11 protein-coding genes are annotated in these 11,510 nt (G+C 60.7%); 4 read left to right on the top strand and 7 right to left on the bottom strand.

Going from position 1 to position 11,510, the window contains the following annotated elements:
* Window positions 1-170: 170 nt before the first annotated feature.
* A complete protein-coding gene (locus tag RFM98_RS19255; protein WP_320310360.1) occupies window positions 171-1,088 on the bottom strand; it encodes an MBL fold metallo-hydrolase in 918 nt (305 codons plus the stop codon).
* A 408-nt stretch (window positions 1,089-1,496) separates the two neighbouring features.
* On the opposite strand from RFM98_RS19255, the gene RFM98_RS19250 reads away from it, so the two are divergent.
* Genes RFM98_RS19250 through RFM98_RS19235 form a run of 4 tightly spaced genes read left to right on the top strand, consistent with a single transcriptional unit; the run spans window position 1,497 to window position 7,000 of the window.
* Window positions 1,497-5,297: a PAS domain-containing protein gene (locus tag RFM98_RS19250; RefSeq protein ID WP_320310359.1), complete on the top strand. Its 3,801-nt coding sequence runs from the start codon at window positions 1,497-1,499 to the stop codon at window positions 5,295-5,297.
* Complete coding sequence (locus RFM98_RS19245) at window positions 5,294-5,935, top strand: response regulator transcription factor (protein ID WP_320310358.1); 642 nt, start codon at window positions 5,294-5,296, stop codon at window positions 5,933-5,935. Before RFM98_RS19250 ends, RFM98_RS19245 begins: the two co-directional genes overlap by 4 nt.
* 2 nt (window positions 5,936-5,937) lie before the next feature.
* Window positions 5,938-6,327: a response regulator transcription factor gene (locus RFM98_RS19240; protein WP_320310357.1), complete on the top strand. Its 390-nt coding sequence runs from the start codon at window positions 5,938-5,940 to the stop codon at window positions 6,325-6,327.
* Complete coding sequence (locus tag RFM98_RS19235; protein ID WP_320310356.1) at window positions 6,317-7,000, top strand: response regulator transcription factor; 684 nt, start codon at window positions 6,317-6,319, stop codon at window positions 6,998-7,000. The genes RFM98_RS19240 and RFM98_RS19235 overlap by 11 nt, the downstream gene beginning before the upstream one ends.
* A 211-nt stretch (window positions 7,001-7,211) precedes the next feature.
* Here the strand turns inward: RFM98_RS19235 and RFM98_RS19230 are convergent, their stop codons facing one another.
* The 6 genes from RFM98_RS19230 to RFM98_RS19210 form a co-directional block, all read right to left on the bottom strand.
* The gene (locus RFM98_RS19230; RefSeq protein WP_320310355.1) at window positions 7,212-7,859 is read right to left on the bottom strand and encodes an HD domain-containing protein; all 648 of its coding nucleotides are present in this window, start codon (window positions 7,857-7,859) and stop codon (window positions 7,212-7,214) included.
* Between the two features lie 88 nt (window positions 7,860-7,947).
* On the bottom strand, window positions 7,948-8,700 hold the full coding sequence (locus RFM98_RS19225; RefSeq protein ID WP_320310354.1) for an SDR family NAD(P)-dependent oxidoreductase: 753 nt from the start codon (window positions 8,698-8,700) through the stop codon (window positions 7,948-7,950).
* Window positions 8,687-8,851 (bottom strand): glutathione S-transferase family protein, encoded by a 165-nt coding sequence (locus RFM98_RS31395; RefSeq protein WP_430682325.1) that lies wholly within the window; start codon window positions 8,849-8,851, stop codon window positions 8,687-8,689. The genes RFM98_RS19225 and RFM98_RS31395 overlap by 14 nt, the downstream gene beginning before the upstream one ends.
* Window positions 8,852-9,148: 297 nt before the next feature.
* The gene (locus RFM98_RS19220) at window positions 9,149-9,562 is read right to left on the bottom strand and encodes a cupin domain-containing protein (RefSeq protein WP_320310353.1); all 414 of its coding nucleotides are present in this window, start codon (window positions 9,560-9,562) and stop codon (window positions 9,149-9,151) included.
* 96 nt (window positions 9,563-9,658) lie between these two features.
* Window positions 9,659-10,489, bottom strand: a complete 831-nt coding sequence (locus tag RFM98_RS19215) for an alpha/beta fold hydrolase (RefSeq protein WP_430682324.1) — start codon at window positions 10,487-10,489, stop codon at window positions 9,659-9,661.
* 224 nt (window positions 10,490-10,713) lie between these two features.
* A complete protein-coding gene (locus RFM98_RS19210) occupies window positions 10,714-11,472 on the bottom strand; it encodes an SDR family oxidoreductase (protein WP_320310351.1) in 759 nt (252 codons plus the stop codon).
* Between the last annotated feature and the right edge of the window lie 38 nt (window positions 11,473-11,510).

Here is an 11,510-nt window from a genome sequence, read left to right as displayed (position 1 = left end):
GGCGTAGAAGGCCAAAAAGCAGACGTTCAGATCGCACGGCGTCATGGCGGAAGCCGGCGCGACGACGGGGGCTGCAAAAGGTGATGCGAATGCCCGAGGTTGCGGAAAAACCAGGGCGCGAACTCACCAACGCTGTGAGTACGCGCCCTAGTTAGGCCCTAACCATGCGGTCAGTAATCCCAGAAGACTGGCACCCAACGAAAGACGTCGCCGTCAACCGCTACATGGCCCACGGACGGGAACGGCATATGAGTGGCCACCAGCAGCTCTCCGGTCTCCGCCAGTTCCCGCAAAAGTCGCGCCCGAACGCGAGCTGCCTCCTCGGGATCGTGCTCGAAGCCGGTGTACCAGTCGGGGTGTTCGAATCCGACCGCGAACACGGCGTCGCCAGCAAACATCAGCCGGTCTTTGCCGGACGCGACGCGGACTATGCTGTGCCCGGGAGTGTGGCCGCCCGTTCGAGAGACGACCACGCCCGGCGCCACCTCGTATTCATCATCGAACAGCCGCAGCTTGCTCTCATACTCTTTCCTGAACCTCTTGGCGGTTGCACGAAGCGCGTCCGGGAACCCGGGCGGCATCGAGACGTGGGAGAAATCGGGCGACTCCCAGAACTTGACCTCGGCGGCCGCCACGTGGATCCGCAGGTCTGGACGCAGCCGCTCTTTCACCCCATCGACGAGCAGCCCGCCAACATGGTCCATGTGCATGTGGGTAAGCACCACGTCGGTCACGGATCCAAGATCGATGCCGGCGGCCTCCAGTCGCTTGATCAACTGCCCGGCCCGCGGCAAGTTCAACTCCGGGTCCAATCCTAGCCCAGCATCGATGAGTATGGTCTTCCCGCCGCTGCGCACCACGACCGCGTTCAGCGCCCAGTCGAAAGCGTCCGGCGGCAGGAACATCTCCTTCAACCAGGCCGCATGCACGGCCGGGTCGGCGTTGTATCCCAACATGTTGGTTGGAAGCGGTAGCACCCCATCGCTGACCACCAGCACGTCGATCTCGCCGATCCGTACCGCGTAGCGCGACGGAACCAGCTCTTCGGATCCCCTTCTGCCGGGGTGTGAGTTTTCGGCTAGGCTCATGTTTATCTCCTACTGACCGCCGCTTACACGCGGCATCGACGACCTACATCGAGGCTGTGTTTGCGGTCGATTGTGTCGAGGGAGAGGGCGAGCCACACCACGGGATAGGTTGCGGGACATCGAAATAAACGACTGACGTGTCCTGAACGGCATCTTTTGCCGGCGAGTGGCGACCGCTAAGACAAGTTCGCTACTTGCTGTCAGCGTCGCTTCACCCTGACTGCTTGAACCTTCACTAACAGCCTTATCCGCAATGCAGGGTCGGCCACAGCTCATGGATTTCCATGAGGTGCGGCCGAAGACATAGCCGGTTAAGCTCACAAGCCAAATCGCCACCCAGATCCAAGGATGAGTGCTACACAAGGCGCTGACGGTCTCCGGCTTTCTTTTGTCCGGGAGGAGAAGACAATGACGACAGCGTTTAAGTCCATTGGGGGAATCGACTCCGAAGCGTTGCGAGCCGCTCGGATCATCGAAGGCGTGGTCGGCAACGCGTGGGCGACAGACGCCTCGGGCAAATTCACCTACGTGACGTCCAGCGCGCTGACGCTTCTCGGCACAACTCTGGAGGAACTCAATTCGCCTTCGGAAAAGGGCACGGTCGGTTGGAAGCGGCTAATCCATCCAGACGATTACGACGCCGCCATCACAATGTGGCGTCGCTGCCTGCAAACAGGTGACCATTACGATATGGAGCATCGCATATTGCGCGCTAGCGGTGCTTACGGTTGGAGCAGGAGCTCGGGGCAGCCGCTGCGCGACAGCACAGGTCGCATCGTTGCATGGTATGGTGCGTTGATTGACGGTGATGTCCCGTCCGCGGCCAAGGAACAATTCGCTGACGTCATCAGTGACGCGCTCGAAAGCAAAGCCGTTTCCGATGCTCCGCATTCGCTGAGCCTTGTCCATCCGGATGACCGGACTGCCGCAGCTCACGCTGCCGCCCGCGCCTTCTGGACGGGTGTTCCTCAGGTGACGAGGCACCGGCAACTCCAAGCCGACGGTAGTTATCGCTGGAACGAGACGCGGTCAGAACCAGGCTACAGTGTGAGTGTCGACATCGACGATCTTGTGACGGATAGGGAGGCACTCGCCTCGGCAGGGTTTGACCCGTCGGTAGAAAGCGAGGCTGAACCAATTCGATCGGCGAAGGTCGTCGAGAGCATATTCGGGAACGGATGGGCATTCGACGCGGCCGGCAGATGGATCTACCTGCATCCGTTTGCCCAGAACTCCCTTGGCGTGACGCTGGAATATCTGAACGCTTCTTTGGACGAGGGGCATACCGCCTGGAAGCGTCTGCTTCATCCGGACGACTATGAGCAGATCGCAGCCACATGGCGCCACTGCCTACAGACAGGCGATCACTTCAATGTCGAGTTTCGCTTTCGGCGCGCGAGCGGCGTCTATGTCTGGGCTCGAGCAGCCGCGCGGCCAGCACACGACAGCCGCGGTCGTATCGTGGGATGGTATGGTATTGCACTCGACAATGACGTCTACAAAAAGACCGTGGCGGCGTTGCGTGGCCGGGAGCGGGAACTTTCTCAGCTCGTCGACATGGTCCCGGTCCAGATCAGGCGTCTGACACCCGAAGGTGAGCCGATTTTCTTCAATAAACGCTTGCTCGACTTCTTCGGACTGAACGACGTGGCGCAATTGGACAGGCCGGGAATGAGCCGGAGGGCGGCAGCCATCCAGTCTCTGGTCCATCCGGAAGATGCTGCCCGCCTTTTGGAAAGGCTCCATCGTTCCTTAGCTACCGGCGAGTCCCACTCGATGAAGTATCGCATGCGTCGAGCGGACGGCGCCTACCGCTGGGTGGATGGTCGCTGGGAGCCGCTTCGTGATCATAGCGGCGCGATCGTACAATGGTATGCAATTTCCATCGATATCGACGATGAGATGCGCGCCCAGGAAGCGCTGCGTCTCCGCGAACGCGAGCTCTCGCAACTTGTCGATATGGTGCCGAGCTTCCTCTGGCGCCTGTCTGCGTCGGGCGAGCCGGTCTTCTTCAGCAAGCAAATGGTCGAGTTTCTCGGTCTCGACGTGGGAGAATACCAGAGTGAGGGAGGAAATGGTCTGACAGCTGCCATAGCGGCTGTCGTACATCCCGAAGATGCGGCCAAGCTGGAAGCTGCGCTCAACCATTCGGTCATCACCGGCGAGAGCTTCTCGCTGAACTTTCGCCTGCGTCGCGCGGATGGCGTCTACCGCTGGATGTCGAGCCGTGCAGAGCCGATGCGGAATGAGGAGGGATCCGTCGTACAGTGGTACGGGTTGTCACACGACATCGATGATCAGGTGCGGGCCGAAGAAGCACTGCGAAGCAGCAAACGCCAGCTGGAACAGATGATTGACGCCGTGCCCGTGAATATCCTGAGCTTCGCTCCTTCAGGTAAGATCACCTACACTAGCAAACGATATCTGGAGAAGGTCGGTTCGCCACCCACGCACATCGAGGACTTCGATGCCCTGGCTCGGGACCTGGCCCACCCTGAAGACTTTCCGACAATGTTCCGGAGAGCATCGAAGGGCTTTGCGACCGGGCAGCCTTTCGTGAACCGGTTTCGTCGTCGCGAGAAGGATGGCGTCTACCGCTGGATAGAAGCGCGCGCGCAACCGTTACGGGATGCCGATGGTGCGATCGTGCAGTGGTATATGGCTTCAATCGACATCGAAGACGAGATGCGAGCGCAAGAGGCATTGCGCGACCGGGAGCGGGAGCTGCGGCAGTTAATCGACGCCGTGCCCGCTCTCATCTGGAGCACAACGCCCGAAGGAACGCCGTCCTACATTAACAAGCCGCTCATGGATACGGTTGGCATCACCCTGGAAGACTTGACCGCGCCGGACGGGTCGCGATCCCTGGCGGATGTCCATCCGGATGACAGGCCGGTGGTAGAGCAGGCGCTCGCGCGCTCGTTCGAGACTGGTACCGCCTTCGCAAGGACCTATCGACAGCGGCGGTCAGATGGTGGCTACCGGTGGACCGACGCACGCGCGGAGCCGCTTCGCGACGAGTCCGGCGGCATCGTCCAGTGGTACGGCGCTTGTGTCGACATCCACGATTTGGTTACCGCGCAGGTGGCGCTGCGCGAGAGAGAACGTTCGCTGTGGCAGCTGGTTGAAACACTGCCGGTAATGATCGATTGCGCCGCGCCGAACGGCGAACCGATATATCGCAGCCGTCAGCTCCGCGAATTCCTCGGATATGAGTTGGAGTCATTGGACGGCAAGGGAAAATCCCGCCTGGCCGGCACACTCGACGACGGCGTTCATCCTGACGACCTGGCGGGCGTCAAAGCGAACTATGCCCATTCTTTGGCCACTGGCGAACCGTATGCGCGGAGGCACCGTCTGCGGCGCTTCGATGGCGAATATTGCTGGGTCGATACGCGCGCGGCACCGATGCGCAACGCTGAAGGTGCGATTGTTCAGTGGAACGTCGTCTGTCTGGACATCGATGGTGAAGTTCGAGCGCATGAAGAGCTGCGTCTGGCGCAAGAGAGACTTGCACGTGCGAGCCAGGCGGCGAGTCTTGCCGAGCTTTCGGCCTCAATCGCGCATGAGGTGAACCAGCCTCTGGCGGCTGTTGTCGCCAACTCGTACGCCTGCCAGCGCTGGCTCACGGCCAAACCGCCAAATATCGAGCGGGCGCAGAAGACGGTGGAGCGCATTATCCGGGATGCCAACTCGGCGGCGGATGTCGTCAGCCGCATCCGCGCCTTGTTCAAGCGGTCTGCGGACGCGATGGCCGACACAACGCTCGGCAGCGTTATCGCGGAGGCGCGCGACCTCATCGCTGAAGAGGCGGTGCGGCGTCGAGTTCGTATGGACATCGATGTCGAAAGCGACCTTCCCATTGTCGCGCTCGATCGGGTGCAGATCCAGCAGGTTTTGGTGAACCTCATCCGCAATGGCATGGATGCGATGGACTCTGTTGCGGGCGACAGGGTTCTTGCACTTCGCGCGCGCCGGATAGGGGACGCGATCCAGATCGAAATCAGCGATCGCGGCCCGGGCATAGAATTTCCTGACCGAATATTCGAGCCGTTCTTTACGACGAAAGAGCACGGCATGGGCATGGGGCTCGCGATCTGCCGTTCCATCGTCGAGTCGCACGGCGGACGGTTGTGGGTGGAGAAGAACGAGCCGCACGGAACGACGTTCGTCTTCACGATGCCCGTTGAAATGAAAGCGGCAGCATGACAACCGACAATCACATGGTCTTCATCGTCGATGACGACGTGCGTATCCGGGAAGCGCTTGGTGAGCTTCTGGAGTCGCATGGCATGCGCGCCATCGCGTTCGGATCGGCCATTGACTATGTCCTGGCGGACAAGCCGGACGTCCCCGCCTGCCTCATCCTTGATGTAGAATTGCCGGACATCAACGGCCTCGATCTGCAGAAGCAGATCGCCGAGGGCGATCATCCGCCGATCGTATTCATAACGGGGCACGGCGACATCCCATCCTCGGTGCGTGCGATCAAGCACGGCGCCGTGGACTTCCTGACAAAACCTTTTTGCGACGCGGACCTCATGGCCGCAATCCAGACGGCGATCGCCCAGGATCGCGAAAAGCGATCAGAGCGGGCCGAACTCACCATGTTGAGGCAACGCTATCTAGAGCTCACGCCACGCGAGCGCGAGGTGCTGCCGCTCGTCGTGAGTGGCCTACTCAACAAACAGGCCGCGGCTGAGTTGGGGATCAGCGAGGTCACGCTGCAGATCCATAGAAGGAACGTGATGCAGAAAATGATGGCGGCGTCCCTCGCCGATCTCGTGCGCATAGCGGAACGACTGGAGATACCGATTACCCACTCTCGACGAACGGGAGGGAACTGAGTGTGAGCACGGTGCGACCTGTCGTGGCGGTTGTCGACGACGATCCGAGAGTCCTCGAGTCTCTGGAGGACCTGCTGGAATCCGCGGGTTATGTCGCTTGGTGCTTCTCGTCGGCGGGATCGCTGCTCGACCGCGGGCTGTCGGGCGTAGACGTGCTCATCACCGACATCGGAATGCCTGGCACGGATGGCTTCGAACTTCGCGACCTTGTGAAGAAGGCTCGTCCGGAGTTGCCAGTGTTCCTTATCACCGGCCGCCACGAGATAGCGGATCAGTTTCGCGCTCAGGGCATCAGCGGTTTTTTTCGCAAGCCTTTCGACGGTCAAGCCATGCTTGCTGCCATTGCCAACGCCTTAAACGATCGAGAAATGGAGGGTAATGATGAGAGTTGACCAGCCGCTCCAACCGACATCGGCACCGTCACCGCACAAAGGCCAAGCGGAGCAGCCGCTCGTGATCATTGTCGATGACGATGCAGCGGTTCGGGAGGGACTGTCGGAGTTAATTCTGTCGGCAGGTTTCCAGCCGGTCTGCTTTGCCTCGACACGCGAATTGCTCCAAGCCGACGTATTACAAAAACCTGGCTGCCTGATCCTTGACGTGCGCATGCCAGGGGCGAGCGGTCTCGATCTGCAGCATCATCTGGCCCAGAATGGCAACCCGAAGCCAATCATCTTTCTCACTGGTCACGGCGATATACCGATGACGGTTCAGGCGATGAAGGCCGGCGCAGTGGATTTTCTTACCAAACCGGTACGGGACCAAACATTGCTTGATGCCGTAATCGCGGCCATTGCGATGGACGCCTCGCGACGGGCGAAGGCAGAGGTGGTCAAGCGAAATGTCGAACGCCTTCAGACATTGACGCCCCGTGAGCGCGAGGTCCTGCATCACGTTGCGCGCGGACGCCTCAACAAGCAGATTGCCTTCGAGTTCGGCATCAGCGAAGTGACGGTGAAGCTGCATCGCGGCAACGTCATGCGCAAGATGGAGGCAGCCTCCATCGGTGAGCTGATCCGGGCCTGGGAGACACTGCCCGTGCCGCTGCGTGAGACCGTGGCCTGAACAGCGGCGGCAACCGTCAGTGGGATATTAGCGCGCCAGAATTGCAACTCGTCGACTACGAGATCGTTTCACCGTTTTCACGGAAACGGCGAAACGCGCTATCTCTTTGATTTGCGCAATTCCTGACGGACAACCGCTTCACACTTTTCCCGGAATTGCTCTGGCGGCCCGTCAGGCGATAGCTCAAGCGAACTTGTTTTGCCTGCTGCATTTATTCGTCGAAGGGCGCATTCGCGACGAGATCGACGGAAGAAGAAGCTCGGTATCCGGGGACATAGCGTTCACCGAAATCCCGAATGAAATTGTCGTAGGTCGTTTCGGGCCTCGTCTTGGCGATGTGGCAGAAGCATTGGGTCATGCGCCGCTTCATGTCGAGCCGCGGAAACTCCGTGACGATCCTGGCGATCTCCATGGCTGGAATGATCTCATATTGCAGACCCACGACATCCAGGCAGATCCCGGCAGTACAGAGCGCCACCTCCGCTTCCTTGTAGAGACCGATCGATGGCGTCGAGTTGAGAGCGACGCTGTCCCAGATCAACTGGGCGCGGTGCTCGTCGACGCCGGCTTGCCTCGCGAAGGCCCGAGCCAGATCGGCGCCTTCAACTTCGAACCGGCGCGGACCGTTGAAGCGCTGGTTAAGCGTAAGATCGTGCAAGAGCACACCGACGGCGACGACTTCCGCGTCGTGATCGATGTTGCGAAGCTGTCCGATACGCTCCGCAAACAACCAGGAACGGACGACGTGATTAAAAAGATAGGGCTCGCTTTCCTGGCTCGTATGATCGAGCGCCTGCTGCACGAGAGGCGTATCGGGAACCAAAACTCCTGCAAGTATCCGACTGCCGGTGCCGTCCATCTCTATGGTCTCCAACAGGGTTTCGGGCAGCGGGGGAACGGGCGGAAGTCATGGTCCACCAAGGCCGTCAGGATCTGAAGCAGGCGGGTCATGTGAGGCCCAGGCCTCCGTCGACGGCGATCACCTGCCCGGTCACCCACTCGCACGCCGGATCGGCCAGTTGGACGATCCACCTGGCCACGTCATCTGGCGTGCCGCGTCGTTTGAGCGGTATCTGCGCGCGCTCCGCTTCCTCAATGACGGCAGCATGCTCCGGGGAGAGCCCCATCATGCCCGTCAGCGCTCCGGATTCAGTCGGCCCGGCAGCGACGGCGTTAACGCGCACACCTTCAGGCGCGAGCTCGAGCGCCCAACAGCGGGTCAGATGTTCCAGCGCCGCCTTGCTGGCGGCGTAGTGGGAGAGCCCAGCCGCGGGCCTATGACCGAACGTGCTCGAAATGTTGATGATCGCTCCCTTCGTCGCCGTCAAATGCGGAAGTGCTGCCGCCGCCAGCAGGCTGGGGCCGACGACATTCACGGCAAATATGCTCGCGACCTGCTCAGCGGCAGCTTCACGCAGGGACAGAAGAGCACCCGCGCCTGCATTGTTCACCAACACGTCGAGGCGACCCCACGTGTCGATTGCCTTGGCGATGGTGCGAGAGGCATCTTCGGGCTCCGCAGCGTCGGCGACGAGGCTGACAATGTTCGGGTGCTCGGCGACGGTCTGCTTTAGCAGTGTCGCGCGGCGGCCGGTTACCATCACCTTTGCGCCTTGCCGGGCAAAGCCAAGTGCCGCTGCGCGACCGATGCCTGAGCTTCCACCGGTGATGATGACGACCTTATTGTCAAATGCGGACATGGCTTTGCTCCTGGCGGGCATTGATGAAAGACAGACTTTCCAGAACGCGTATTCGGCCAAAGCTTCTCGGAACGCCGAGAGCCGGGTGCTTCGCGGCGAGCCAATCGCGAATGGCGACGTTCTCGGTTAGGATTTCTGCGTTATCCAGCATCAGCGCCGGGACGTAGCCCTTGCGCGTTACATGGTTGAAGTCGACCCGCCGATGCAGTTCTTTTCTTCTTCAGGCTGACGCCTTCCCTTTCGAACGGCATTCCGGACTCGATCAGGGCGATGTGATCCGCCAGGCTGCAGGCGAATATGCTGCAGCATGGTTTCATCTTTACAAGACGTTGGCGACCTCAGATCGCCTAGTTTTTCGATAAGCATCGCAGCCATCCTTATCCTATCGACCGTGCCGCCAAATGCTCCGGCGGCGGCCGTCTCCATTATCGAACCGATCCAGAGGCCTTCATTCGTCGGAGGGTGTGGTCAGTTCCTTCTCGTCGGTATCGACGACGAACACGGCGAGTAGTTTGGCAGGCTCAGTCGCGCTGGCGTTCTCGCTGACGCCGTGACGATCGCCCGGAAATTCGGAGAAGCCTTGGCCGGCGTGATAGGTCGTGACCGGCCCATCGTTGACCTTGCTGCGGATCGCGCCTTCAAGCACGGTCGCGTAGATGAAGGCCGACTTTGGATGCGTATGTGCCGAGGACGTGCCGCCGGGCTCGTACTCGACCAATACAGCACGCATGCTCTTGCCTGGTACGTTGGGCAGCGGCTGGTCGTAGACGAGCTTGACGTGCTCGCCGATCGTATCGTGGGCAAGAGCCCCGCTTGTGAGAATCGTTACGGTTGCTGCACTGCAGAGGATGGTCTTGATCACAGTCTGGCTCCAGTCGCGGTTTGATGTGATTGGGGGCCGCCGGCCGGAGGGGAGGACAAGCCGGCGGCAGGCTCTCGCTGGCGGTACGGCGTGAGCCTATGACTTCACGAAAGCGAGAAGGTCGTTGTTCACCAGTTCGGCATGGGTCGTACACATGCCATGCGGCAGGTTCTCGTAGACCTTGAGCGTACCGTTCTTCAGAAGCTTTGCGGACAAAGGTGCGGAATCCGCGAACGGCACGATCTGATCATCCGTGCCATGCATGACGAGAGTTGGCACGTCGACGGTCCTGAGGTCGTCGGTGAAATCGGTTTCCGAGAAGGCCTTGATGCCGTCGTAGTGCGCCTTGGCGCTGCCCATCATGCCCTGCCGCCACCAGTTCTGGATAACGCCCGGGATCGCTTTCACGCCTAGCCGGTTGAAACCGTAGAATGGGCCAGACGGGAAATCGACATAGAACTGTGCCCGATTGGCGGCGAGCGACTTGCGCAGCCCGTCGAACGCCTCGATTGGAAGGCCGCCAGGATTGGCCGGCGTCTTTACCATGATCGGCGGCACCGCGCCGATGAGGACGAGCTTCGCGGTGCGTCCCTTGCCATGGCGGGCGACGTAGCGTGCCGCTTCCCCGCCGCCGGTCGAGTGGCCGATATGGATGGCGCCCCTCAATCCAAGATGTTCGATCACGGCCGCCGCGTCGGCGGCATAGTGATCCATGTCGTGGCCGTCGCTCACCTGCGCGGAGCGGCCGTGCCCGCGCCGGTCATGGGCAATGGTTCGATATCCCTGGCTGACGAAGAAAAGCATCTGCGCGTCCCAGTCATCGGCGCTCAGCGGCCAGCCATGGTGGAAGACGATCGGTTGAGCGTCCTTCGGACCCCAGTCCTTGTAGTAGATCTCAGTGCCGTCCTTGGTGGTAATGGTGCTCATGGTCTTGAGTCCTTTGTCTGGTCTGGGAGAGGGAAGGTCTTTCGCCCGCCCTGCTTGCGCGGGCGCAGCTATGGAGAGGCCAGTTGCCACGGTGGCGGCCACTGCGCCTAACAAGATGTCTCGGCGCGATGCTCCGGCGGGGGAAGAAAAATCGTCTTTCATCGGCTCGCTCTTTCGCGTTGAAGTTGGACCCGCGTCATCGGACGATGCGCGGCCGCGGGGGATCAGTGTCGAGTGAGCGGGGCGGGGGCGAACCAGTCCTCGAAACGGATCGCTCCGATGCGTGGATGGTCCCCGGGGAGCAGCGAGGTATCGTCCAGTTCCGTACCGAAATAGCGCGCGTTGGGGTCCCCGATCACCTTGCGTGGGTCGTTGGTCGCCTTCAGGAACCGCGCGACGAGATCGCTCATGCGGATCGGCTCAGGTCCGGCGATCTCGATGGTGCCGTTGATCGGGGCGGAGAGCGCTACGTCCGTCATGATGTCGGCGACGTCGTCCGATGCGATCGGCTGAAAGTAGGCTGATGGAAGGGTTACGATGTCGCCAGCTGTTGCCGACTGGGCGATGCCCCCCAGGAATTCGAAAAATTGGGTCGAATGAACGATGGTGTAGGGAATACCAGACTCCTGGATCAGCTTTTCCTGCACCATTTTGGCGCGCAGATAGCCGCTATCGGGGAGGCGCTCGGCGCCCACGATCGAGAGTGCGATGTGATGTTTGACGCTGGCCGCCTTGCCTGCTGCGAGGAGGTTCCGGCCGGAGGTCTCGAAGAACTCCAGAACGGCCTTGTCCTCGAACGAAGGCGAATTTGCGAGATCAATGACGACCTGCGCCCCGGCGAGAGCTTCCGGCAGGCCTTCGCCCGTGACGGTGTTGACGCCGCTGTTCGGTGAAGCAGCAAGCACTTCATGACCCTTCTTGCGCAGCCTCTCGACGGTCTTCGAACCGATGAGTCCTGTGCCGCCTATGATGACGATTTTCATGTCCAAGCTCCTGTCTTGCGTTCTGAATTGCGTTGCGG

Origin of the sequence: Mesorhizobium australafricanum (genome assembly GCF_033977265.1) — a bacterium.
Classification (GTDB): Bacteria; Pseudomonadota; Alphaproteobacteria; order Rhizobiales; family Rhizobiaceae; genus Mesorhizobium; species Mesorhizobium australafricanum.
Note: the sequence above shows the minus strand (reverse complement) of the source record. Positions and strands in the feature narration are given on the sequence as shown.

Coding starts and splice junctions, on each gene's coding strand:
- RFM98_RS19255 (WP_320310360.1), bottom strand. CDS start 1,088: ATGAGCCTAGCCGAAAACTCACACCCCGGCAGAAGGGGATCCGAAGAG.
- RFM98_RS19250 (WP_320310359.1), top strand. CDS start 1,497: ATGACGACAGCGTTTAAGTCCATTGGGGGAATCGACTCCGAAGCGTTG.
- RFM98_RS19245 (WP_320310358.1), top strand. CDS start 5,294: ATGACAACCGACAATCACATGGTCTTCATCGTCGATGACGACGTGCGT.
- RFM98_RS19235 (WP_320310356.1), top strand. CDS start 6,317: ATGAGAGTTGACCAGCCGCTCCAACCGACATCGGCACCGTCACCGCAC.
- RFM98_RS19230 (WP_320310355.1), bottom strand. CDS start 7,859: ATGGACGGCACCGGCAGTCGGATACTTGCAGGAGTTTTGGTTCCCGAT.
- RFM98_RS19225 (WP_320310354.1), bottom strand. CDS start 8,700: ATGTCCGCATTTGACAATAAGGTCGTCATCATCACCGGTGGAAGCTCA.
- RFM98_RS31395 (WP_430682325.1), bottom strand. CDS start 8,851: ATGCTGGATAACGCAGAAATCCTAACCGAGAACGTCGCCATTCGCGAT.
- RFM98_RS19215 (WP_430682324.1), bottom strand. CDS start 10,489: ATGAGCACCATTACCACCAAGGACGGCACTGAGATCTACTACAAGGAC.
- RFM98_RS19210 (WP_320310351.1), bottom strand. CDS start 11,472: ATGAAAATCGTCATCATAGGCGGCACAGGACTCATCGGTTCGAAGACC.